At 47.4% G+C, this 23823-nt stretch carries 21 protein-coding genes and 1 pseudogene; 4 read left to right on the forward strand and 18 right to left on the reverse strand.

The window, feature by feature from the left end; translation table 11 throughout:
- The first annotated feature begins 612 nt into the window (after window positions 1–612).
- Complete coding sequence (locus JWJ90_RS17955) at window positions 613–963, forward strand: zinc ribbon domain-containing protein YjdM (RefSeq protein WP_205228598.1); 351 nt, start codon at window positions 613–615, stop codon at window positions 961–963.
- A 92-nt stretch (window positions 964–1055) separates the two neighbouring features.
- Here the strand turns inward: JWJ90_RS17955 and JWJ90_RS17960 are convergent, their stop codons facing one another.
- The 14 genes and pseudogenes from JWJ90_RS17960 to JWJ90_RS18025 form a co-directional block, all read right to left on the reverse strand.
- Complete coding sequence (locus JWJ90_RS17960) at window positions 1056–1817, reverse strand: MBL fold metallo-hydrolase (protein WP_205228599.1); 762 nt, start codon at window positions 1815–1817, stop codon at window positions 1056–1058.
- A 47-nt stretch (window positions 1818–1864) separates the two neighbouring features.
- Complete coding sequence (locus JWJ90_RS17965) at window positions 1865–2302, reverse strand: VOC family protein (RefSeq protein ID WP_205228600.1); 438 nt, start codon at window positions 2300–2302, stop codon at window positions 1865–1867.
- Between the two features lie 7 nt (window positions 2303–2309).
- The gene (locus tag JWJ90_RS17970) at window positions 2310–3035 is read right to left on the reverse strand and encodes a class I SAM-dependent methyltransferase (RefSeq protein WP_205228601.1); all 726 of its coding nucleotides are present in this window, start codon (window positions 3033–3035) and stop codon (window positions 2310–2312) included.
- 84 nt (window positions 3036–3119) lie between these two features.
- Complete coding sequence (locus JWJ90_RS17975) at window positions 3120–3515, reverse strand: hypothetical protein (RefSeq protein ID WP_205228602.1); 396 nt, start codon at window positions 3513–3515, stop codon at window positions 3120–3122.
- A 32-nt stretch (window positions 3516–3547) separates the two neighbouring features.
- Window positions 3548–4054: a protein tyrosine phosphatase family protein gene (locus JWJ90_RS17980; RefSeq protein ID WP_205228603.1), complete on the reverse strand. Its 507-nt coding sequence runs from the start codon at window positions 4052–4054 to the stop codon at window positions 3548–3550.
- Window positions 4055–4069: 15 nt separating this feature from the next.
- A complete protein-coding gene (locus tag JWJ90_RS17985; protein WP_205228604.1) occupies window positions 4070–4708 on the reverse strand; it encodes a cyclase family protein in 639 nt (212 codons plus the stop codon).
- A 16-nt stretch (window positions 4709–4724) separates the two neighbouring features.
- A complete protein-coding gene (locus tag JWJ90_RS17990) occupies window positions 4725–6065 on the reverse strand; it encodes a glucose-6-phosphate dehydrogenase (NADP(+)) (RefSeq protein ID WP_205228605.1) in 1341 nt (446 codons plus the stop codon).
- A gap of 3 nt (window positions 6066–6068) precedes the next feature.
- Complete coding sequence (gnd, locus tag JWJ90_RS17995; RefSeq protein ID WP_205228606.1) at window positions 6069–6974, reverse strand: phosphogluconate dehydrogenase (NAD(+)-dependent, decarboxylating); 906 nt, start codon at window positions 6972–6974, stop codon at window positions 6069–6071.
- Window positions 6975–7356: 382 nt separating this feature from the next.
- Complete coding sequence (locus JWJ90_RS18000) at window positions 7357–9684, reverse strand: ATP-binding protein (protein ID WP_205228607.1); 2328 nt, start codon at window positions 9682–9684, stop codon at window positions 7357–7359.
- On the reverse strand, window positions 9681–11642 hold the full coding sequence (locus JWJ90_RS18005) for an ABC transporter substrate-binding protein (protein WP_205228608.1): 1962 nt from the start codon (window positions 11640–11642) through the stop codon (window positions 9681–9683). The genes JWJ90_RS18000 and JWJ90_RS18005 overlap by 4 nt, the downstream gene beginning before the upstream one ends.
- A 373-nt stretch (window positions 11643–12015) precedes the next feature.
- Window positions 12016–12513 (reverse strand): annotated as a pseudogene (locus JWJ90_RS18010) (transposase); the annotation flags it as partial.
- Between the two features lie 193 nt (window positions 12514–12706).
- On the reverse strand, window positions 12707–13951 hold the full coding sequence (locus tag JWJ90_RS18015) for a transposase (protein ID WP_205228609.1): 1245 nt from the start codon (window positions 13949–13951) through the stop codon (window positions 12707–12709).
- Between the two features lie 433 nt (window positions 13952–14384).
- A complete protein-coding gene (locus tag JWJ90_RS18020) occupies window positions 14385–15848 on the reverse strand; it encodes a catalase (protein ID WP_205228632.1) in 1464 nt (487 codons plus the stop codon).
- Between the two features lie 158 nt (window positions 15849–16006).
- Complete coding sequence (locus JWJ90_RS18025) at window positions 16007–16507, reverse strand: ferritin-like domain-containing protein (RefSeq protein WP_205228610.1); 501 nt, start codon at window positions 16505–16507, stop codon at window positions 16007–16009.
- A gap of 335 nt (window positions 16508–16842) precedes the next feature.
- Here JWJ90_RS18025 and JWJ90_RS18030 point away from each other — a divergent pair, with 335 nt between their 5' ends.
- Complete coding sequence (locus JWJ90_RS18030; protein WP_205228611.1) at window positions 16843–17370, forward strand: helix-turn-helix transcriptional regulator; 528 nt, start codon at window positions 16843–16845, stop codon at window positions 17368–17370.
- Between the two features lie 530 nt (window positions 17371–17900).
- Here the strand turns inward: JWJ90_RS18030 and JWJ90_RS18035 are convergent.
- The 4 genes from JWJ90_RS18035 to tnpA all read right to left on the reverse strand — a co-directional run bounded on the left by JWJ90_RS18035 (window position 17901) and on the right by tnpA (window position 22214).
- A complete protein-coding gene (locus JWJ90_RS18035) occupies window positions 17901–18830 on the reverse strand; it encodes an AraC family transcriptional regulator (protein WP_205228612.1) in 930 nt (309 codons plus the stop codon).
- Window positions 18831–18898: 68 nt separating this feature from the next.
- Complete coding sequence (locus JWJ90_RS18040) at window positions 18899–20068, reverse strand: iron-containing alcohol dehydrogenase (RefSeq protein WP_205228613.1); 1170 nt, start codon at window positions 20066–20068, stop codon at window positions 18899–18901.
- Window positions 20069–20487: 419 nt separating this feature from the next.
- Window positions 20488–21336, reverse strand: a complete 849-nt coding sequence (locus JWJ90_RS18045) for a hypothetical protein (protein ID WP_205228614.1) — start codon at window positions 21334–21336, stop codon at window positions 20488–20490.
- Window positions 21337–21782: 446 nt separating this feature from the next.
- Complete coding sequence (gene tnpA, locus JWJ90_RS18050; RefSeq protein WP_205228615.1) at window positions 21783–22214, reverse strand: IS200/IS605 family transposase; 432 nt, start codon at window positions 22212–22214, stop codon at window positions 21783–21785.
- Window positions 22215–22423: 209 nt separating this feature from the next.
- Between tnpA and JWJ90_RS23305 the strand changes: the two genes are divergently transcribed.
- Together JWJ90_RS23305 and JWJ90_RS18055 are read left to right on the forward strand one after the other, a co-directional pair.
- Window positions 22424–22750, forward strand: coding sequence for a hypothetical protein (locus JWJ90_RS23305; protein WP_240195024.1), 327 nt, complete (start codon window positions 22424–22426; stop codon window positions 22748–22750).
- Between the two features lie 42 nt (window positions 22751–22792).
- The gene (locus JWJ90_RS18055) at window positions 22793–23746 is read left to right on the forward strand and encodes a TonB-dependent receptor (RefSeq protein ID WP_240195025.1); all 954 of its coding nucleotides are present in this window, start codon (window positions 22793–22795) and stop codon (window positions 23744–23746) included.
- The last annotated feature ends 77 nt before the right edge of the window (window positions 23747–23823 follow it).

Genomic DNA, 23823 nt, shown 5'->3' on the forward strand with positions numbered 1-23823 from the left:
AAAAAGCGTGTTGTTGGGCGCATCAACACACTGAATAATGTGAGCAATTTTTTGATCGAGAATATTATCGTACATGTCTTTGTAACATTTAGACCAATTCCGAATTTTTCGCACAGCCGCCATGATGTAACCTCCTGATTTAACGGGATATTATATCATGTAAAAAGCAGCATTTAAACAAAAAAATAACGTAAAGTATTAAAATTATTAACCAAACAGGCCAACTTCGATCTGCAGAGCAATTCCATAACTATCGGATGCTCCCGTAAAAAGTTCGGCTGCCTCAACTCCGACTGTCGCATTCCACTCTCCATCCTCTGGCCCGCCAGGCACGAGTATGGTGATTGAGCCAGCTACGTGTGCAGGTGATCAAGAATAACCTGCTCAGCAAAAGCCTGAACAGTCTGTTTCCTCACTTTCCTCAAGGGTAATCGTAGCATTGCGATACAGAGTAGAGTAACTTGAGCGACTTTATCAGCCCAACTCAACTGTTGCGCATGCGACAGGTGCTGATCTATACCTTTGTTTGAACAGGGAGTGTTGCTCATATCGCGTACAGGATACCGCATTCCCTTCCCATTTTTTCCGTTTCCCCTTGCCTGGTAGGTTCCCATGTCAGCAGAAGAAAATACATGCCCCAAATGCAACTCATCCTACGCCTATTTTGATGGCACCCTCTGGAACTGTCCTGAATGCTCGCACGAGTGGACAGCTACCACAGAAACAAATGACGATGCAGAAGCTGGACCGCAGTTTGTCGATGCCAACGGCACTCCCCTGCAGGACGGCGACACAGTCACGATTGTTAAAGCCCTCAAAGTTGGGAAAGAGACGATAAAATCAGGAACAAAGGTAAAAAATATCAGATTGCTGGATGAGCCTGTGAATGGGCATGACATTTCCTGCAAGGTAGCAGGACATGGTTCTATGTATTTGAAATGCTCTGTCGTAAAAAAGGCTTAGGGCCTTGCGCCCACTATTTTTTTCTTGAGCACATGACCAATCCATCATGCCCGCCTCTTTTTGGCGGGTATGGTTGATTCTCGGGGTGTCCTTCAAAGCCATAGCGCCCAGTCGCCGTAATCATATTTACCGCTGCCATGATGCAATTTCCCCTCGTCCTGCAACTGCCTAAAAGCATCGCGCATGCGAAACAGAATCTCAGGCGCAATGTTCAAGGTGTGATGCGCCGGTAAAACCCGCTTTACCGGTAGGGCTGCCACCCGTTCAAGCGAGTTGAGGTACGCCTCTGGATCAGTGGAGGGAAAGTAGGCAAACAGCGTGTCTTTATACACCAAATCGCCGGTAAAAAGATAGCCGCGCTCCTTTTCCCAAAAGCACATATGCCCCGGTGAATGGCCAGGCGTATGTACTATCTGGACGAAGCGATCTCCAAGATCAATAATTTCATTATCATTGAGTACCTTGGTCGGCGTCCCCTGAAAGAATTCATATTTGTTTACATCATAGCCTTCCGGCAACTCACAACGGTCAACGACCATGCTTTTAATCTGTTCCAGTGTCAGAGGAAACTCTCCACGAAGCCAGTGCAGCTCATTCTGATGCGCGTAAAACTGGGGAAAAAATTTATGGCCGCCAATATGGTCCCAGTGAATGTGAGTAGCTATGGCAACAATGGGTTTATCTGTCAGCTTTATGACTTGTTCATGAATATCACAAATTCCTAATCCTGTATCGATGAGCAAGCTGCGTTCCGAGCCATTCAGGAGATAACAATGCGTTTCCTCCCAATGGCGGTATTCGCTGATACTGTATGTTTCCTTGTCGAGTTGCTCTACTGTAAACCAATCATTCACGGCACTGTCTCTGTCCTATTCTCAATCGAATTTTTTCTATAAATCCGTTACCCGTCCTCTTTTAATTGCATTGCGCCATTCTCTGTAAACTCAAACATTGGCCCCCAGGCCACCTCCCAGTAATACCCATCAAGATCCGAGAAGTATCCGCTGAAGCCACCCCAAAAAGTATCTTGCGGTTCTTTGACGATTTTGGCTCCTGCCGATTTCGCCCGTCGTAGAATGTCAATCACCTCATCCTTGCTCCGGGCATTGTGAGCGAGTGTGACGCCACTAAACCCACTCCGGGTGAGAGGAATATCGGGAGAAATATCTTCTGCCAGTTTTTCAAAAGGATAGAGCGCAAGCCAGGTTCCCGGGAGTTCAATGAAAGTAATCCCATCTGATCTCTTGGGAGGAGTGCCGAGCACGGCTTGATAGAAATCTGTCGCTTTGCCTAAATCGGCAACGCCAAGCGTTAAAATTGTAACTCTTGAAATTTTCATTGTTCACTCACAGTTTAATCCCACCAAACAGCGCCATTTCAAAGGTTTTGAAAAAGCAGTCGACTTCCTGGAAGCCTGTTTCCCGGAGCCATTGGCACTGATCTTCAACCAGAGCGGGTTTATTTTCTTGTTTATCCTCGTAATACGACTTTTCAATTTGCTTCATAACATCCTGCTGCTCAGGCTTTGAAAACGACTTGTTTAGGTGGCCCAGGAAATACCCATCAAAAATCTTACTTATCGCATCAGTCCTGGACCTCACCTGGTCAAGATTCAGAAAAACGCCATGTGTCCCCAGCAGATTGAATATCTCGGTGTAGAGTTCTTTTTTCCTCTCATCCACCTGATGATGAATAGCGAAACCGGAAACAATAAGATCAAACGATATATTCTTTTCGAGATTCTGCCCCCAGGATGGTGTAGTAAAATCAGCCTGAATGATCTGGATATTTTTGTTCTCACCTGCTTTTTCAAGCACCTTTGCCAGCATGGGTTCTGAAAAATCAAGAAAGGTGACCCGAGCGTGCGGAAAGCGGTCCAAAAGCATTCGCCCCAAAATTCCATCACCGCACCCCAAGTCGAGCACCCTTTGCGGATTCAGATCCCATGCACTTAATAATTCATTGATGACTTGAAGTTGAAGACTTGCGGTGGGGATGAGCCCCCTGACGCCATCCGAAAAAAGTTTCGCTAACTCTTCAGAGAGCCATTTACTTTGTCTGTCAGTCTGCATCGGATACTCTCTCCCGCAGTTAATTTTTAAATGATTTTCAGCCTCTGCGTTGAGAGCACCACCCGTGAATGCCTCCTTTTTGCTTCATTTGCTTGCCAAGCTGGAGTTGTTCACCCACCGGAGGGCACTGGCACGGCTCGAAAACACACCGAAATGCCACTTGGGAACCAACTGCCGCGCGTAATTCACGTAACTTTTCACAATGTCGATGGCATAGCTTTCCTGAACAACAAACGCAACCTTCACATACAGCTGTGTCGTCTGGGAGGCCACACTGTCTGTTACCGCAGGAAATTCGCCATCTTCTTCAATCACGGAAGACAAGTCTGCATCCAAAAAATCTACGAGTTGGTATCTATGATCATCAAATTCGTTATGTCCCTGAATTGCGCCATTGGCAGAGTTAATCTCATCGATAGAGACATCACCGTGGAAGCAAAGATGAAATCCTTTTGAAAAATAACTCAGTTCATATGACACAACTCAACCTCCCGTATTTTTAGAGATGGTAATTAAAGATGAAATTCTACCACCATTGCGTCCATGAATGAAGACCAGATAACATCAGGCTTCCAGATTTCCCACATTGGGTCAAAAGCCTCTTCTTCTGATTTTCCTTCTCGAATGAAGAAATAGAGCCCTAAAAAAACAGTTACTCGCTTATTCGCAGCGCAGTGCACATGGATTTTTTTTCCTTTATTGGATTCCATAGCATGGAAAAATGCCACCAGGTCGCTTTTTAAAGGTCTGTCAAATTGCACAGGGATGTGAACATACTGCAGCCCCAGTGATTTGACATATGAGGCTTCGTCTTTGAGGGAATATCTGGGGTCATCGTGAAGCGCTAAGTTGATGAAGACCTCACATCCTTCTTCAGCTAAGGCTGCAATTTCTTTTTCCGTTGGTTGGCCTGAAGTCGAGAGAAAGGGCGTAAGGGGCAAAAAATTATAGATAGTCTCAATCATTTTGAGGTAGATAGCGTAAAAAAATATAATCAGCAACTTGCCAAGAATATTCAAATATTCAGGGTTTAGTCAGGATGGTGCATCCGCCTGTGCATACACCAAAATCGGTTCCGCATCAACCCCCTGAATCCCCAAAGTATAGGCCCAGCAACGCAAACGACCACCACCGGCCAACGGGGATAGGTCAAGCCCCTCAATAATGAGAATATCTTTTTGCAAAAGCTGAATATGGGTCGGGTGGCCTGGTTGTGCCCGCTCTACTCCCGGCTGATCAATCCCCACAAAAAGCAGCGGATGCTGACAGAGCCAGGAGGCGGCTTCATCAGTCACACCAGGAAAGTTGGGATCAAAGACCTCTAAGGGGTGTGCCAGCGTTCGAAAAAAGACGGCATCAACTGTCTTCAAATCCAGGTTTTGAACATGCTCAAGCCCAATGGCTTTGGGAGGTTGTGGGCAAAGATCCACGACTATTGCGGTGAATGCAACAGGAAAACGCTGATAGTCACTGGAACACTTACCGCCGTCTATGGCATGGAGAGGATAGTCGACATGGGTGCCGGTGTGGAGCGGTAGATGCAGGGTACTCTCGTGCATGCCGTGTTCGGCAAAGTTACGCGTTGTTTCGATATGTGGCTTTTTATCTTCAAGATTTTTGTACACCACCATTGATTCGTGTATTGGCAGCGACAGTGACATCCAATTAAGCACGACTGACCTCCGGATTTCATTTTAAAAAATCTGCGCTTCCTGCGGGATAAACCACCATCTCTCCTTTACGGGCGTCCAAACGGATGGAATCGGCAATGCGCCACTGGACCTGCAATTCTTCAAAACTGGTAAACAGGGTTTTGTCCCCCTTCCAGACATCTTTGAGCAGCTTGACATATGCCTCGGGTTTATTCCCTATCATTCGGCAGCTGTGACAGTAATCGGCCAACACCTGTTCGATTTCATACTCATACCCAGGAATTTTGGAGTTGAACTGCAGATGCATGCCCTCCTGGGGAAAAACCTCTATAACCAACTGATTTGGCTCGGCAGCAATTTGTTGGTTGCAACTCACGCAGAGCGGCATCGCCCGGTACGACAGACGAATCTCGGTTCGCTTCTCGGAGAGTTTTTTCCCGGTTCGGATAATGAACTGTGTGCCTGCCCACTGCGGACTGTCACTGCGGAGCACGGCCTTGATCGCAGTCTCGGTGGTTGATTCCGGAACCTGTTCACTGTAGCCCGCGTACTGGCCAATCACCTGCGGCCCCTGAGCATCGGGTCGAAGGGTGTTCAAGATATCAATCTTGGCCCGGCGCAATGACTCAGGGGCAAGATCCTCGGGAGCTGCCATGGCGACCAGCGCAACCATTTGCAGCAGATGGCTCTGAACCATGTCATTAAGAGCCCCGGCCTGATCGTAATAATCAACCCGTTCTTCAACACCAGCGGTCTCTACCGAGGTGACCTCCACCCGCTCAATGGCGCCCCCGTGCCAGCTCTCGCTGAATATGCGATTGGCAAAGCGGATGGTCAGGATATTTCGAATCATCTCCTTGCCCAGATAATGATCGATCCTGTAGAGCTGTTCTTCACTCACCCACTGGAGCAGCTGCTGTTGAATGGCATCAGCGGAGTGCAGACTGTTCCCAAAGGGTTTTTCCAGTACGAGCCGATGCTCTTCATGCCCTCTGGTCAATAACGCCACCCGATGCAGCTCCTTTGCAATAGGTACAAAGGCATCGGGTTTGACCGCTAAAAAGAACAATCGCCTGCCCGCCCGGTCACCTTCCTCTGCATGGATACGCTCAGCCAGGGCTTGATAGGCATCGCTGTCGTTGAATTCGAGCTTGTGGTAGGTCAATTGATTACGAAGCGACTCGCTCAGCTGAACATCACCTTTAGCCTCGATAAATTCAATAAACTGTTCTGTATCCAGAGGACGCCGCCCCAGGCACCAGATACGGCCCATGGGCAACGACTCATCGCTCCACTGTTGCAGGGCTGGAAAGATTTTTTTGGCGGCCAGATCACCGGTCGCGCCAAAGATACACAGTAAGCCTTCCTGCTTATCCATGGCTCACTCCTTGTTCTTTTTCACCACAGGGTGGTCGCCAAACTCTCGGCGCATGGCCGCCAGGGATTTTTCTGCATATTTTTCCGTATCCTGGGATTTAAACCGGTTAAAGAGCGCCGTGGCTATGACCGGCGCGGCCACCTTTTGGCGCACCGCTTCTTCCACCGTCCAGTTGGCTTCTCCTGATGCGGCGACAATGCCCTCGATGGAATCCAGATCCGGCTCTTTAGCCAGGGCTTGAGCGGTCATATCCATGAGCAGACCCGAGACTATGGAGCCCCTCTGCCAGACGGAGGCGACCTTATCGAGTTGAAAGTGCATCGGCCCGTGTCGTAAAATCTCCAGCCCTTCGGCAATCGCCTGCATCATGCCGTATTCGATGCCGTTGTGAATCATTTTAACATAGTGTCCAGCACCCGACTCGCCCATCCAGCCACAGCCCATGCCACCACTGAGTGCCTCAAAGACTGGTTGCAATAGCTCATAGACATGCTTGTCCCCACCGATCATCAGACAGGCGCCGTTTCGAGCCCCTTCAGTGCCGCCGCTGGTGCCCACATCCAGAAAATGAATATTGTCCTCACCTAGGGCCTTACCTCTGCGCTGACTGTCCTGGTAACGGGAATTACCGCCGTCAATGATAATGTCGCCCTCGCTCAGCAAGGGACGAAGCTGGGCAATCATACTGTCCACCGGCTCACCCGCTGGAATCATCAACCAGACAGCCCGGGGAGGAGTCAAAGCAGCAACAAAGGATTCCAGGTCGCCATGAGCGGTAACAGATTCCTGGGCAAGCTGTTTACGTTTCTCTTCTTTTTCAGTGAAAACAACAATATCTACGCCCTTGTCACGGCCGTTAAGTGCCAAAGGCAACCCCATCCTTCCCATACCAATGATACCGAGTTGCATTGTTCATCTCCTGATCGGAATTCAGTCTGTTACGAATTAAAAGCATTGATCAAATGATAATCACCCTCAGCAATCCTGCAGATAATTTCCCTCCTTCAATTCAAGGTGGAAGAGTATATCAAAGTAAGTGATGGGCTTTGGAGTTCTGTGGAATTATCTGTTGGAGGGAGCTGCAAGATGTCTTTCAGGCTTTCGTACAGGTGAACAATCTGAATTGCTCGGGGGGAGTATGGGAGACGGTAACGATAGCAAGGTTTCTCTTTTGTCGGGTGTGAGGTCTTTTTGAATAAAGAGCACAAGCCCACAGAGCGCATACTCTCAAGCTGTCTGCGCCCTGCACCGGATTACTTTTATAGGACACCCTACAATCTTGCTCATGTATTCAGGACTCTTTCAAGGTTTTGTCTATGATCTCAACAAGTCCTTGATAGGTGTAGGGTTTAACGATGGCTGCCCGAAAACCATGCCCCCTGGCATCGGCCATGACCGGATCGTTTGAGTACCCGCTGCAAACAATAGCTTTTGCATTCCGGTTAAAGGCCAACAGTTCCTGCACCGCCTCTTTCCCCCCCATTGCCCCTGGTATGGTCAGATCCATTATTACAATATCTATAGGGGTCCCGGCTTCCCAATTCTTTTTATACAACTCAAGCGCCTCGCCGCCATTTTCCGCGACAAACGGTGTATGTCCCATCTCTTTGAGCATAATTTCAACCATATCTCGGACCAGTTCCTCATCGTCCATGATCATCACTCTCGCTTGCACGGTATCGGAAACGATTGGTGAGGGTGTTGAAGCAGGGGCTGCCTGAGGAATATGCGCGGGCAAATATATCGTGAAAATTGTTCCTCCATCGCTCTCGGAACGTACGGAGATATACCCGTCGTGTTTGGCAACAATCGAATGACAGATAGCGAGTCCAAGCCCGTTACCATCTACTTTGGTTGAAAAATATGGATCAAAGATCTTATCCATATCTGCAGCCGGAATACCTTTGCCACTGTCGGCAATGGATATGGCAACATATTTTTGCCCCTTGCCAAGGCGCAGATTCTCACTCTCCTCTCCAAAAATATTTCGGCAGGAGAGAACAATCTTCCCGCCCTCGGACATGGCCTCGCATCCGTTCATCAGAATATTCTGGATGACCTGGCTCATCTGGCCTTTATCGATTTTGGCTGGCCACAAATCCTGGGGAATATCAAATTGGCATGCCACCTTGCGACCATCCAGGACAAATCCTGCAGCTTCTTTGATAAGGTTTTCCAGGGAAGAAACTTTTTTGATTGGGTCACCTCCTTTGGAAAAGGTGAGCAGCTGCTGGGTGAGTCTCTGTGCCCTGAGGGTGGTTTTCTCAACAATGGTCAACCGTTTTCGTATCCTCTCGTCTGTAAGGCCTGCATCCATTAAGCTCAGATTGATATTACCTAAGATGATGGCGAGGATGTTGTTGAAGTCGTGGGCAATGCCACCTGCCAAGACACCTATGGACTCAAGTTTTCTGACTTTAAGCAGTTCCTGCTCCGTTTTAATTTGTTTGCTTATATCCCGAAAAACAAGAATAACGCCGATGATGTTCTGCTCCGCGTCTTTGATGGGGGCACCATTACCTGCAATGGTTACTTCTTTGCCGCTCTTGGATACCAATATTTCCTGCCTCTCCTCGCTGGTCATAGTGCCACTGGTCACTATCCGATCAACCATGTTTTTGACGGGGCGTCCTGTCTGCCGGTTAATCACACAGAAGACATCTTCAAGCGCATGGTCGATCACCTCTGTGCCGCGCCAGCCTGTCAGCTCCTCCGCCACCTTATTCATCAGGAGAATACGGCCCGAGATATCGGTGGTGATGACTCCATCGCCAATGCTTATCAGGGTAACGGCCAGTTGCTCTTTTTCATGAGCCAGCGCTGCTTCTGCCTTTTTTCTTTCTCCGTTTTCCAGCTCCAGCTCATAGATCGTCTGCCTGATTGCTGCTCGCATATCCTGAAAGCTCTGCGCCAGCGAACTAATTTCATCATTGCCCTGAATAATGATTTTTTGGTCGAGATCGCCTTCGGCCATAGCCCGGGCGGCAATCGTTAAGCGGATAATCGGTTTGGTAAACCTGGCAATCACCGGAATGAAAAGTAAAAGAACGCAGAGGGTGACGCCCGTCATAATAAGGAGAAGAAGGGTGTGAAATTTTCGAGCTTCAGCGTATTTGATCTCAAGCGGAACTGCATAGACTATCACCCATTGCCACTGCGGGAACCGACGAAACGTATAATGTTTGCGCTCCCCTCTGAACGCAAGGTTGAAGTCACCCCGCTCTGTTGCCAGGAATCTTTTGAGAAAATCCCGAGTTGCAGCTTCAGCAGTGTTGTTCAGTAAAACCGGATGGAGGATGACATTGCCGTCGGTGTCAACAATAAATGGATAGATAGCAGGATGTTGCTGACTATAATAGCTCCGTTTCAGCTCTTTGATCGTGTCGGATTTGAAATCTGGAAGATACGCGTCCATAAGTCCGGTTTTTTTAAGCCGTTCATGGTGCTGGTGAAGAATGTTCCATATGGCGTCGATCTTTTCTCTGTAGAATGCATTTTTGCTGGTATCAATAATCTCCGTCAGTTCGCTGTCGGCAATGAGGAGTATGGCGACCGTGGAACAGAAAAAGGCGCCGACTATGAGAGAAAAGAGCTTTACCCTGATTGAGCTGAGTCTCATGGTATTTTCGCCTCCTCCCTCAAATCGTTCAGCAAGGTTGCTTTTTCAAGCAAATCAATGGGGAACTTAATGCCCAGCTTTTTTGCCAAATTCATGTTCAGAAAAAGCTTAGAGCTTTTGTTTGTTGTAACCGGGATATTTTTAACAGGGGTGCCGTGGAGGATGTATAATGCGGTATTACCGGCCCACCAACCTTGTTCCTCGGCTATTTTCACCTTGCCAAGAAGTGTGTAGCGCGCAGTCATGTCGCCAACGCACCCCGTGGGGATCACCGTATTTTCCTGAATAAACGAATATCCAAGATCCTCCTTCCAGCCTTGTATGATGGTGGGGGAAAACATGATGAGCATATCCACCGTCTTTTGGAGGCGAAGATAGGGTTGCTTCCAATGATGGAAATCAGCGACAAGCTCGCCATCTGCAAAGCTCAGATGTAACTTTTCCTTAATATATTGAATTCCCTTCCTTTCGGTATACGTCTGCGCACCAATGTAGCCGACACGCCCTCCTCGGGCATAGGGCCGCATCATCTCGATAGTCTCCAATATCGGACAGACCTCCACCATGCCGGTGATTGTGTCGGTTGGGAAGCCGTATACATCGACACTCCAGTTCAGACCGCAAAAAACGACCGGGATTGTCGAGTCTTTCAGATAGGGGAGGACCAGATATTTTGCTGCATTATCATCACTGATGACGATAATATCCGGCTTCCACTCATCAATGATCGCTTTTGCCGCCAGGGCTGAGTGTTTTTTGAAGGCCTCAGAATGATGCAGCTTGGTGTCCATCCGAAAGACCTGCAGTTGCACCTCACTGCCTGAATCATCGTATGTCCCCCCAATCTTTTTTGTAATATTGAGGGCTTTCAAAAGCCCCTTTTCAATCTCGTCGCTCCACCCATATCCGGAATGATAGGAGTTGACATAGAGCAACTTTTTCTGTTCGGCACTGATTAAATGACTTGATTGTAGCAGCTCAAAAGGAAATTTAATGCCCATGCTCTTCGCCAGTTTCATATTCAGATACGGCTCCACCTGCTTATTCTCCGTTACGGGAAGAGCTTTTGGCGAAGCCCCTTCAAGGATGGCAAGGGCCGTTCGTGCGGCATAGCGCCCCTGCTCCTCGCCGACCTTTGCGTAGGTGAATAAGGCATAGTCCATGAGATATTTCTGCATTGCCGCGGTGGGCACCGAGGTGTTGTTCAAGACAAATTTCACCATGTCAAGGTGCTTGAATCCATGCACTGAGCGACATTCCTGGATGAGCACCATGTCGGTGTTCTTCTGCAGGTCGAGATACGCCTCTTTGAGTCCGTCAAAAGTATGGGCAAATCGGACCTTGAAGTCGGTGCCGAATCGTTTGACGATATTTTCATACTCCTTTCGTTCCGAAGCCGTATCAGAAGCCAGGTAACCGATACGTTTGCCCTTGGCATACCGTTGCAAGGCTCCAAGTGTTTCCTCAACGAGTGCAACCTCAAGCATTCCCGTCACGTTATCGGCTGGAAAGCCGTAAACGGATCCGTCCCAGTTCAGACCACAGAAAACAACCGGGAGTGTTGTGTTGAGATAGTAGGGGGCGATCAGATATTTCGAGGCGATGTCATCGGATGCTATCAGGACATCCGGTTGCCAGGATTCAATCAGTTCCCGTGCCTGGAGAGCTACTTTTTGCTTGTATTCCTCCGACATGTGGCGCTTGGTATCCATCCTGAAAATTTTCAACTCAATATCCTGCCGGGAGTCAAGGACCGAGTGGATGCCGGTTGTTATATCATTACTCCAAATATATTCCGCATGATACGAGTCTACAAAGAGAACCTTCTTTTTGGGCGCAGCACTGCACAATGTCGGTCCCAGCATGCCGAACAAGACCACGAGCATCAGACAATACAGCCATATTCGATAAAATTTCGTGCGGTTGCGAAGGGCTAAACTTGTTTTTAGGGGAGTCATGTTTGCCTACTTTTTCCCGTGTAGCTTCCGGACAGACTTTCTCCATATACCTTCAAAAGGCTGAAAACATCCCAGATAAACTGAAGCAGAGTTTTTCTGCTGGCCGCAACTATCCCAAAGCAAATTTTAAAAAATTTCAGCGGAGATATGCTGTCACAAGCAAAATTTACTCCAGCCTGAAGAATTCAAAATAACCTTTAAATGTCGAGTTGTTACTCTTGTAAACGGCTCGTATAATCTTCCCTGCGAAGAGGGCAATCCGAAAAAACTGGACAAAGATGGGGGGAGGAATCCTCTTTTTTCGGACTCATATCAAAGGATTTCGCTCTGGCGAGGATACAGCCGCGACTGTGGACGGGACCAACACCACGTGTTCAAATCTGCGTTGACTCCACTGCTCATGCTCTGTTTCCCAAAGACGCTTGCAACGGCTGATCGTAGTGGACGAAAGCCCAGCGGCATCCTTGCCAAGAAGAGCCTGAAGAGCTTCCTGGAAATCACCGGTAGATATCCCTTTGAGGTAAAGCCAAGGCAGCATTTCCTCAATGCTCTTGGTTTTTCGAAGATAGGGAGGCAAGAGTCCGGAATTAAATTTGACGCCTTTTCCCCGTTTATCCCGAACTTTTGGCCCCCTGACACTCACGGGGCCGACACCGGTTTGAATTTTACGTTCAGGTAAGCAGCCATTGCGAACTACCTGGCGACGGCCATTTGTATCGGTACATGCTGCATACTGTTGGAGGAAGTCATTCAGTTCGGCTTAGACAGCCTGCGCAATCAATTGGCGAGCACCGGTACGAAGTGAGTCAGTTAACGGATCCTCAGAAATCTCCCCTGGCTTTTTAAGGGGAATAATTTTACGTTCACTCATGACGTATCCTTTTTTGTAGGAATTAAGTTTTGGCGAACTGTTTCCAACAGGATACGTCATTTTTCTTTTAGCGCTCCCTCAAACACCACTTTCGAGCATAACTTGCATAAACTTGCATGCTCCTAAACGCTAATAGCGAGCTCCTTTAAAAACGTGACCTGTCCCATCCATCTATTTTTTAAAATTTTTCTGATTATTTCGGATTTAGGGGAGCCCCTCGAAATCCTCCAAGAGAGGAGGAAATCAAAAGGTTCTGTAGCCAGCAATCGTGATATCGACGCCCATTCAACTGTTCGGATGGACTTTTCAATCCAGCATGTTGTTTCACCGTTTTCGGGTTTTGCGGAGCAAAATTTTTGATGTGAGCCCAGCCCCGAATATTTTGCTCTGCTGCTTCCAGGGAACCGTGGAAATATCTCGTATTGTACATGTGGCGGTCCATTCCCTGCATTAACCGGTCAAGCATGTTGCTTGTTCTGTGACTTCCCCTGTGCTTGTATGCCATTGAATAATCAACGATATTGCTCTTGAGCTTTTTTAAAGGGGCTAGAATCACATCAGGATATGATTCGTATTGTGCTGTTTCCACAAGTCTTCTGATTTTTTGGGAAAATGAACGCCTTGTGGTGGCTTGAAAACATTCCCAAAGCGCTGTTGCCACCTCGATGAATAGCTCCCTGTGTTTTTTCTTGGATCTGTCGCGTATCTTAATGTAAATATGCAGAAAACAGGACAAAATGCATATCGATGGAAAAAGGTTGCCAAATGCATTTTTGGTTGCTGCCCAGCCGTCTGTATTCACAGTCTTTGGGGAGTACTTCGGTTTTAGATCCAGAGCCTCTTGCTTGAAGGTGCTGTAGCCTCGCTCAAGGTCGGCATTGTCTGCCTTTTCGGTAACGGCGACACCGAGTATACAGCCTTCAGCCACAGTTGTTGGAATATAGCACTTTTTGCCCCGTATTTTCGTGTGCTTTTCGTCGGCAACGAGATGCGCTGGCAGCTTGGCCGGTTCCTTAATGGTAGTCCCGACGATACTGAATCGCCCCAAGTGGCTTTCAAGCCGATACCAAAACGATGCATTTCTGCCGAAAACATGTGCAAGTGCCCAAAACGGTATATCAAATTTTCGTAGAAACAGGGCGTTATCAATATCTTTGGTGAATGCTGTTTGATAGGGCATCACAAACGATGGACGTATGGTAAAATTCGTATTTTCCACTTCTATCCGTCGTATCCGGATGTTGAGCCTTATTGAGACGTAACTGTCTTTCATCCGATAGCCATGCTGGATCTCAAGGGGAAAAATTTCCGGACATCTGGCTATCATATCATCTAATTGAGCACGAAATTTCTGAGGGCACTCTACAGTATCGACATAGGTTTTATTGCAAAAGGGTGTACATATTGTACGGTTGTTTCTTGGGGATGTTTTGGCCATCTATACGTACCATAGGTTATCAGGGTGGTTTTGACGTGGAAATCAAATTTTCCCATAATAATCAAATGGTTGTTTATGTCAAAGCATCCCCTCCCCTAAATTCGAAATAATCAGAAATTTTTGGAGATCAACCTTTTCAGGAGATATCACAATTCGGCAAATCCGATATTCCTGTGGTCGGGGTTGTATGAGTTACTTCCCCTATCTGGAGTATGCACCACACTGCGGATAGGCTTGGGGTAAACGTTTACTGGCTCAAGAAGAAGCTATTAAAAGAGCAAGGGGTACAGATAGAATCACTATCGGATCAGGAAAAAAATCAAAAAGGGGGGCGCCACCTCTGATACTGATACTTTCGGTGCGGCAAGATTAGGATATTGCTGCGTAGCGGCAAACTTGCGCGCCACGCAGCATATTGTCAGCAACAAATTGTTTACTTAGGAACTTTGCTCAGTGGGATATTCAGAGCCTTCGCCACGCCTGCGCCGTAGTCAGGGTCGGCTTTCAGGCAATTGCCGATGTGTCGGATTTTGATCATCTCCGGTGCATCATCCATGGCCCGGGCTGTATTTCCAAAAAGGGCCTCCTGCTGCTCCTTAGTCATAAGGCGAAAAAGCTTGCCTGGTTGGGTATAGTAATCACTGTCATCTTCACGGGCATTCCAATGGGCTGCTGCACCACTTAACTCTAAAGGTGGCTCTGAATAATCGGGCTGCTCCTGCCATTCACCGTAGCTATTGGGCTCGTAGCTCAGGGTTGAACCATAGTTGCCATCCACCCGCATTAAACCGTCACGATGATAACTGTGAAAGGGGCAACGGGCTCTGTTTACCGGGATGAGATGGTGGTTGACACCTAATCGGTACCGTTGGGTATCGCCGTAGGAAAAAAGCCTGCCCTGAAGCATCTTGTCGGGGGAGAAGCTGATGCCCGGTACGACGCTGGCAGGATTAAAGGCTGATTGCTCGACCTCGGCAAAATAATTCTCCGGGTTTTTGTTGAGTTCAAAATATCCTACCTCAATAAGCGGAAAATCTTTTTTGTACCACACTTTGGTTAAATCAAACGGATTGTAGGGAAGCTTCGTGGCCTCCTCTTCGGTCATGATTTGGACAAACATCGTCCAGCGTGGGAAATCGCCATTCTCGATACTGTAGTAGAGGTCGCGTTGATTGCTTTCACGGCATTTGCCAATGACTGCCTCAGCTTCTGCATCGGTGAGGTTTTTGATGCCCTGTTGAGTGCGGAAATGAAATTTGCACCAATAACGTTCATTATTGGCGTTGATAAAGCTAAATGTATGGCTACCGAACCCGTGCATATTGCGAAAACTTGCCGGAATACCACGGTCACTCATAACCACGGTTACTTGATGCAATGCCTCGGGCAGGGAAGTCCAGAAATCCCAGTTATTTTTCGCACTGCGGAGGTTGGTGCGAGGGTCACGATGGACGACATGGTTCAGGTCTGGAAATTTGAGTGGGTCGCGTAAAAAGAAAACGGGAGTGTTATTCCCCACCAAATCCCAGTTACCTTCCTCAGTGTAGAATTTAAGTGCAAAACCGCGGATATCACGCTCGGCGTCTGCGGCACCGCGTTCTCCGGCCACGGTGGAAAAGCGCGCGAACAATTCAGTTTTTTTCCCGATCTCAGAAAATATTTTAGCCCGGGTGTATCGGGTAATGTCGTGGGTAACCGTGAAGGTGCCGAAGGCTCCGGATCCCTTGGCGTGCATCCGTCGCTCGGGGATTACCTCTCTATCGAAATGGGCCATTTTTTCGAGGTACCAGACATCCTGCAACAATTGTGGGCCACGGGGGCCGGCGGTCATAATGTTCTGGTTGTCAGGTACCGGAGCCCCGGCATTGGTGGTGAGGTTTTTTTTATTCTCGTCCATCATTGCGTCCTCTTGTGCTATGGTTTTTACTCCCAATTGAAATAAAATAGTGCGCCATCCGAAATCTCACAGCCATCTTTCCGGTGTGTTACCTGCTTATCTGGTCCTGCGGATTTTATCCGTGCTAAAAAAACAGCAGCCCAATAGAATTGATTTTTTTAGGAATGGTGGTGCAACATCATCTCGATATCTTCCTGAAGGGACTGGAGATCTTCTTCATGCTCGACTTCATCCTCAAGGATCAGCAGCGCCATGTTGTATGTGATCGGATCCTTTTCACGGGATTCCATCATCATGTCGTTATAAACTGTGATGGCACATTGCTCCCCCTTGATGTTTTGTTCGAGCAGACGCATGACAAAAGGATCCCCCGGGGCGTCGTAACCGCAATTGGTAAATTCGTACCACGCTTTGGGGCTTATAACCGGCTCGCCACCCAGCTGAATTATGCGGTTAGCAACCAAATCAGCATGACGTAACTCGTCAGTAGCATGTTGAAGCAGTTCTGCTATGACAGCCTCTTTCATTGGCCCTTTGGCGATTTTTGCTCCGAGCCAATACTGATAATAGGCCAGCCATTCGTCGGCAAACGCCTTGTTAAGTAGTGATACAATCTTCTCGGTATTGACGCCGACTATTTCTCTTCCTCTTGTTCCCATAAACATCTCCTCCTATCTTGGTTTGGAAGGTAAGAATCAAAATTACCGACATATACGGTCATGGCAGTAAAATGCTTAAAATCTCAGGTCATTAATGAGTGTATAGATTAGTGAATATGGAGCCAATTCAAAAAAAAATGAATAAACAGTAAGTTGCAAAGCGGTTTCGCATCCGACACTCAATAGTTTTGGTAGTAATGAGAAGAGCAAATAGCGAAGGATTCTCACTTCTTGTTAACTTTAATTTCCATTTTGTATAATTTAGTGTGAATTTCGGACAATGCAACAAAATTCACACGAATAACCAATATGTAATATTTTGGAATTATCTCATTATGTCAGACAACACGCATTTTGATTTTTCAATCATTCGCACCCTTCGTCTGAAGCGTGGGTTCACCGCTGAACATCTTGCAGAAAAGGCAGGATTAACGAGGGCTACGATAGCGAAGATAGAAGGTGGTGAAGGGAATCCAACATTGGATACCATTCGGACGCTGAGCAATGTTTTTCAACTCTCAGCAAGTGAATTGATCCGGCTTGCGGAAGTCGACCAGTGTGAACAGGCCGAGATCACATCCTTCCGGGATAAGGGGATGGATGTCGATCATATTTTTTTTCCTGGATTCGAGATTTTTCATATCCGAGGTTGCGCCGGTCTCCACTACACCGCTAATCCAGAATTTCATGAAAATACCGCTGAGGTATGTCTGATTCTCTCTGGGAGAATCAGAGTGAAGATCGCCGGACAAATTTACGAAATGGGGTCAGGTATGGTGATGCGATTCAAGGCGTTACAAGAACATGAGTTTGAAATAATCGAAGATGCCGATTTTCTCATGATGCACCACGATTTAATGTAACCAGAAAATTCCAAAACATCCCCACGAGAAGTGGTCTCTATTTTATAGGACAGAATCGGGGAGGGGGGAGATAAGATTGATGCTGACAGTCTCAAGCTGCTCTGTGCAGAAAAACATTGAGGTTAGACCTGATTATCGTTGCTTATCGGGTGAACAGTCGAGTAGCCCAGGGGAATCTCACCCCTAGGCCCTCACAGATCCGGACGTGAACCTCTCAGCTCATCCGGCTCCTATTGTCCAACCGGAGGACGCATCCCCAGAAGTTGCCAGTGGGCAAACAACTGGGGCTGACAAATCGCTAGACGACCTAACCAGTGCGTCGCTTTTCGTTGCCGCCCTCGCATATTCTTAAATTTCCTCATGAGCCACTTCACAATCATGCGGTTCAAGTGGTGAAACACCACTTTCGAGCATAACTCCTCTGGCGCTTACCTGAGGTAAGCGCCAGACTCCGGGAGATTGGAAGAAAAAGCAATTATTCAAGATTCCCTAAAATTTGTGGGCATTCAGGGGTGCGTCAGTTGCGTTGGTCAGGAGGAAGCCTCCAGCAACCGTTTGATATCACGTGAAGGCGGGGCACCGAACAGACGGCTGTACTCCCGACTGAACTGCGAGGGGCTTTCATAGCCCACTTCAAAGGCAGCGGTGGTGGCGTCCTTTTTTTCCATGAGCATACGCTGCCGGGCCTCATTGAGGCGGAGCCGTTTTTGAAACTGCAGCGGGCTCATTGCGGTCAGAGCTCGAAAATGGTAGTGCAGACTCGAGGTACTCATCCCGCTGTAGGCAGCGAGATCATCCACCTTGAAGGCCTTGTCATAGTTGGCGCGCAGCCAGTCAATGGCACGGGCAATCTGGTTGGAATGGCTGTCTATCATGGCCGCCTGGCGGAGCCGAGGTCCTTGCTCACAAGTGAGCAATCGGTAGAGGATCTCTCGCTGAATTAGGGGGGCCAGCACCGGAATATCGTCCGGTGTATCCAGCAGATCAAGCAGACGCAGTAAAGCCTGGACGATGGGCAATTCCACCTTAGAGACGGCCAAGCCGCGTTCTCCTGCCTGTTTTTTGGCAATCACCACATGATTGTCAATCATCATCTGGGCAATATGTTTTTTTTCCAGCCGCAGGGTCAAGCCCATGTAGGGGTCTCTGGGACTGGCATCAAGTATCTGAGCAACCAGAGGTAAATCCACCGAAGAGACCAGGTAATGATCCTTATCATAGAAGTATTCCTCGTCTCCGAGCATCACCCGCTTCTGCCCTTGGGCTATCAGACAAAGAGAAGGCTCCATCGTGTAGCTGGTGAGCTGTATGGGAGCTTCCTGGCGGTAGAGGAGCAGGGCCGGATAAGGGGTGGCGGGATCGTTGGGATGCAGCCGCGTCCACTGGTCGATTTTTTGCTTCAAAGTTGCCATTGCCGTGGCAAGCGTATCGTGCGGTGAAGAATTAGCTGCATTCTCCATAAGTTTGCTCCTCAATAAAACTGAATCCGTGACGAAGGTTGGTTACCCCACCATCCATATTCTGGTGATTAACGAAACGAAGCCTCGAGAATGGCTGTGCTGTCTGCATCGGAAAGCGCTACCGGGTCACAGGAGAAGAGTTTCCCCATAGTCTCGCGCGCATCCAAAGCGTATCTGGCCATATCTTCTTTTTTCAGGCCATATGCAGACATTTTCAGCTCCGCCACACCACAGGCCTCCTGCAGTTCAACAAGTGCAGCGACAAAATCCATGGCCGAACCGGCATCTGTTTTTCCCATGGCTTTGGCCATGGCGATCATACGTTCGTCGCAGGCTCCACTCTTGGCAAAGTGGGTAAAAAAAGCACGGCTGAGCATAATCAATCCAGCCCCATGGGGGAGCGCGGGTTGGGCCGCCGAAAGGGCATGCTCCAGAGAATGCTGACTGGTCACGCCGCAGATACTCTCAACAAAACCGGAGAGGGTATTGCCCAGAGCAACCTTTTCGCGGGCATTGAGGTCGCTGCCATCTTTGACCGCCTGAGCGAGATTGGCGGCCACATTTTCAATGGCTGCAAGGGCGTATATATCGCTCATTGCATTGGCATTTTTAGAAATATAGCCTTCTACACTATGAAAGAGGGCATCAAATCCCTGGTAGGCGGTAAAGGAGGGAGGAACAGAGACCATCATCTCCGGATCGACCACGGAAAGTACCGGAAAGGTGGACTCCATACCAAAGCCGATTTTCTCATTGGACACCTCATTAGTGACAACGGCCCATGGGTCCGCCTCGGTCCCGGTGCCTGCGGTGGTGGTAATGGCAACCATGGGCAAAGGGGTCTTTTCCACCGGTTGGCCCTTGCCGCTACCGCCATGGATATAATCCCAGTAGTCGCCAGGATTGGCCGCCATGATCGCAATGGCCTTGGATGCATCCAGGCAACTGCCGCCACCAAGACCAATCACAAAATCACATCCGTTTTCCCTGGCCTGAGCTGCGCCGTCCATAACGTTTGTTTTGGTGGGATTCGCCTGAATCTTATCAAAGACGACATGATCTTTGCCAGCCTGACTCAACTCGTTAATGACGGTATCAAGGTAGCCAAATTTCCGGGTGGAAGTACCCGAGGAAATGACGATCAGCGCTTTTTTCCCCGGTAGGTTCTGCTCATGGAGCTTTTTGATCTGGCCTGGGCCAAAAAGGATTTTTGTGGGGACGAAATGAGTGAATGCCATGTTGTTTCTCCGGATGTATACGATACGTTTTTGGATACCCACGGGACAAAATGCAACCCGTAAATAATATACGACATATCGGTTCAGTTTTCAGCCATTGCCTAAAATTGCGTAGAACTGTGTTGCTCACGCTTCACCACTCGGCATCCCACCATGGGTTTTATCGAGAAATTAAAAAGAAGCGTTCGCAGGCGACAGTTTAGCTTGTTGCCTAAAAAAATAAATCAGAGAAAACAAAGGCGATAGTCTGATACTCCAACTTTCTTGCCTAATTCTCCAGGGAGAGTAAAACAATGGGAAACTTTTGAACGATGGGCCCAAAAGTGAGAATGCGGCGAAAAGCATGTGCCGGAGAGAGTCCAAAGATTGCCGAATTCATGGGGCGGGCTCTAGCCTCATGAACTCAGCAAGGGGCTCAATCAGGAATAGAGGTTTGAGCGAAATGTTTCCATAATGGCGAGATCTTTTTCAAGCCGGGGGTTCGTCGGATCAAAGGCTTTCATGTTCTCCAGTTCTTTATCCACCTGATCGAGAATCGCAGACCAGCCAGAGAGTTCAGTCGGGAAAATATTGGTGTACCCAGCCTCACCTGGGAAATACATCCCTATGGGGGTCCCCTGAGCATCGGATTTGACGTTTGCCTGGACACTTTGCAGCATAAAGATGCTGGAAGCCATCAACCGTTCATCCGCAGGCAAGGCATCTATGGTTTCCTGCCAGGCATCCTTGACGGCCTCCGGTGCGTTAGGTGGCGGAAAAACGAACATTTTCCCCACCCCTTTGTCTACAATACCATCGTTATTGAAATCGACATAGGCGCGGTTATCCTGGGTGACGAGCATATTCCTCGCCCCTTCTTCCGTCATGGAGTCAATCTCCCCCTGTCGAAGCTTATTGCCATAACTGTTTGCTTTTTGCACCAGCAGTTGATCCTCTGCGGAGAGATTCGATAAAAAATCTTTTGCATCCTCCACCCCCACCGCCTGTTCTTTGATTTCCTGGAAACGGATAACTTCATCATCGGAGAGTCCACGAATCTTCAGCAGGGAATATTCACGTGCCAGGACAGGGTTCTGACTTCGCAATGCCCTATAATCAGTCTCCTCAGGCGCTTTGTTTTGCCCCTTTTGATCACTTATTGTCTCAGAAACGTCTTCTCCGTTCATCACCCCCTGCAGACACTCGCCAAAATTGCCCTCTCTGTCCTGCACCTTAGGTAGTATACCGACTTGGACTCCCTGGCTGGGAAGAATAGCTGCACTGTTCACGTAAGCACCTCGCGGGTTAAATAGCATGAGCAAACAAAATTCCGCTGCTTTTAAGCGAAAATTTCAGAGTTGGGAAAAACGCGTAGTTGATATACCTGTTGTCGGCATGAAAGATACAAGAGTTTAGGGAGGGCTTGAAAAATTCGTTTTTCTATCAAGGGCACACATACGCTATGTAAGAAGTGCGCCCCTGTTGCATCTCTCCTTCTTAGGAATCTTGAATAATTGCTTTTTCTGCCAATCCCGGCGTCATGCTTAAAATTTTATCCTCGGAGGTAAGCGAAGACTCCGATATCATTTATATACCTGTGGTAAAATTTTGCGCAATCCTTGGCCTTGATTGAAAAATCTAGTCAGAACCACCGGCAAAGCCGGTGGCTTGAAAGCCTGTGAACCGCTCAAAGCGGTACATTTAACAGATCAACTGACCACCATTCGGTGGTCGCCTATTTAAAAAGGTTCAGTTGCTCGAGACGTTGATCTTCTTTTTCTTGATTGCGGATATACTCCCTCACAACCTCTTCGTCGGCACCAACTGTTGAAACAAAATAGCCTCGAGCCCAAAAACTCATTCCGCAATGGTTCTTCTTTTGGCCAAGATATGTGCGAGCGATATGAATGGCACTCTTCCCTTTCATATACCCCACCACTTGCGAGACCGCATATTTTGGCGGAATGGAGATCAACATATGCACATGGTCAGGTTGCAGATGCCCCTCTAATACTCGGCTTTCCTTTTGCCGGGCCAATTCGTGGAGTACATCTCCAAGGTCCTTCCGGAGTTGACCATAGAGCATTTTTCTCCGGCATTTCGGTATCCACACCACATGGAACTTGCAATCCCATTTCGTGTGGCTTAAACATTGTATGTCGTTCATGAAGCCTCCTTTTTCGTGACTTTGAGCGGTCCACGAAATTGGAGGCTTCTTTATTTTGCAGGATCCGTCAAACTTTGTGAGTCCCCCGGCAAAGCCGGGGGTTTACCCAGAAGAAATTAATATACAATCCGACGGATAACCTAAGCATAAAGTTTAATGTATCTAAAGAGAGTGATACCAAATATGGTATGGAGGGTGGATCAGTACCTTTGGATGCAGATATTCATAGCTACGAAAGGGATGATTTTAAAGATGTTTACTATGACAGAGGCACCTATTTTGAAAATAAATCTGACGCTCAATCTCTTCATATAGATTATGATTTTGAAAATTTTACATTTTCTTCTTTAACAACCCACAGTGAAACAGAAACCAGCTCTCACAATGATACCGATCTATCATATGGCAGTGTATATGACGGCTTATCTTTTTTCATGGACCAAGAATCAAATAATATTTCTCAAGAGTTCAGGCTTTCAAATAACAGTGATGGATTAAGATGGATCACAGGAGTCTATTATGAAAAGCAAGTATAGGATAATAGAGTTAATAGCCAAAGCACTGCATCAGGCGTAACTATGGACTATGATGCTATTTCTGAAAACAGAAGTGATACCTTTGCCGCTTTTGGTCAATTCATTATCACCTTTTTTGAAGATTACGAACTAACACTAGGTGGACGCTATCAAAAAATTAAAAAAGATATCGATTTAGAAAATTATTTCTTACCTTCCGGTACTCCCGGAGCTCCTCGTTACACTTTGAACGATGATAACACTTGGGATACTTTTTTACCAAAACTCGCTCTTTCCTATAAAATAAATAATGATTTCAACTCATATTTTAGCGTTACTAAAGGATACCTAGCAGGCGGATTTAATTATAACGCAAGCGACGGATCAATAGATCAAAATAGCTTTGACGCTCAAAAATCTATCAATTATGAGCTCGGTATACGAGGAAATGCATTTGAGAATAGACTCTATCTATCAGCATCAATTTTTTATATGGATATAAAAGATTTACATGTTTGGGGTACAGATAGTGTCACAGGTGCCAGAACAACATCAAATGCGGCAGAGGCACATTCTCAAGGGTTAGAATTAGAGCTTAGATATGCCATATCTGATCATTGGAGTATAGATGGTTCTTTAGGACTTATAGAAGCAAAATATGATGATTATACAAATGCGTCTGGAACCGATCTTAGTGATAATAACATACAGACAACTCCCTTCCATACGGTAAACATAGGCCTCTCCTATTTTAACCCCAATGGTTTTTACGGCAGATTGGATATCAGAAATCAAGGCAAGATCTATTTTAATAATACAAATACACGATATGAAGATCCCTACACCGTAGCCAACATAAGAGCTGGCTATCTCCTTGGCGATTGGGAGTTCTATGGTTTTGTAGACAATATTACCGATGAAAGTTATTTGACAGGTGCTGATTCTATGTATGACAAAAACAGGTTAAAGTTTGGTGACCCGAGAATTATAGGAGGCGGTGTAAAATACACCTTTTAAACCAAAGGGTGTCTTGAATAATTATATTTTTCAATCAAGACCAGGTAAGCGCCAGACTCCCCGGGATTGGCAAAAAA

The sequence above is a fragment of the Desulfobulbus rhabdoformis genome, from assembly GCF_016919065.1.
GTDB classification, from domain to species: domain Bacteria; phylum Desulfobacterota; class Desulfobulbia; order Desulfobulbales; family Desulfobulbaceae; genus Desulfobulbus; species Desulfobulbus rhabdoformis.

Excerpts from the sequence above, each read along its gene's own strand:
- JWJ90_RS18030 (WP_205228611.1), top strand. The coding sequence starts at position 16,843 with ATGTCAGACAACACGCATTTTGATTTTTCAATCATTCGCACCCTTCGT.
- tnpA (WP_205228615.1), bottom strand. The coding sequence starts at position 22,214 with ATGAACGACATACAATGTTTAAGCCACACGAAATGGGATTGCAAGTTC.
- JWJ90_RS18000 (WP_205228607.1), bottom strand. The coding sequence starts at position 9,684 with ATGAGACTCAGCTCAATCAGGGTAAAGCTCTTTTCTCTCATAGTCGGC.
- JWJ90_RS18040 (WP_205228613.1), bottom strand. The coding sequence starts at position 20,068 with ATGGCATTCACTCATTTCGTCCCCACAAAAATCCTTTTTGGCCCAGGC.
- JWJ90_RS17965 (WP_205228600.1), bottom strand. The coding sequence starts at position 2,302 with ATGAAAATTTCAAGAGTTACAATTTTAACGCTTGGCGTTGCCGATTTA.
- JWJ90_RS17990 (WP_205228605.1), bottom strand. The coding sequence starts at position 6,065 with ATGGATAAGCAGGAAGGCTTACTGTGTATCTTTGGCGCGACCGGTGAT.
- JWJ90_RS18025 (WP_205228610.1), bottom strand. The coding sequence starts at position 16,507 with ATGGGAACAAGAGGAAGAGAAATAGTCGGCGTCAATACCGAGAAGATT.
- JWJ90_RS18020 (WP_205228632.1), bottom strand. The coding sequence starts at position 15,848 with ATGGACGAGAATAAAAAAAACCTCACCACCAATGCCGGGGCTCCGGTA.
- gnd (WP_205228606.1), bottom strand. The coding sequence starts at position 6,974 with ATGCAACTCGGTATCATTGGTATGGGAAGGATGGGGTTGCCTTTGGCA.
- JWJ90_RS18035 (WP_205228612.1), bottom strand. The coding sequence starts at position 18,830 with ATGGAGAATGCAGCTAATTCTTCACCGCACGATACGCTTGCCACGGCA.
- JWJ90_RS17970 (WP_205228601.1), bottom strand. The coding sequence starts at position 3,035 with ATGCAGACTGACAGACAAAGTAAATGGCTCTCTGAAGAGTTAGCGAAA.
- JWJ90_RS18055 (WP_240195025.1), top strand. The coding sequence starts at position 22,793 with ATGGACTATGATGCTATTTCTGAAAACAGAAGTGATACCTTTGCCGCT.
- JWJ90_RS17955 (WP_205228598.1), top strand. The coding sequence starts at position 613 with ATGTCAGCAGAAGAAAATACATGCCCCAAATGCAACTCATCCTACGCC.
- JWJ90_RS18005 (WP_205228608.1), bottom strand. The coding sequence starts at position 11,642 with ATGACTCCCCTAAAAACAAGTTTAGCCCTTCGCAACCGCACGAAATTT.
- JWJ90_RS18015 (WP_205228609.1), bottom strand. The coding sequence starts at position 13,951 with ATGGCCAAAACATCCCCAAGAAACAACCGTACAATATGTACACCCTTT.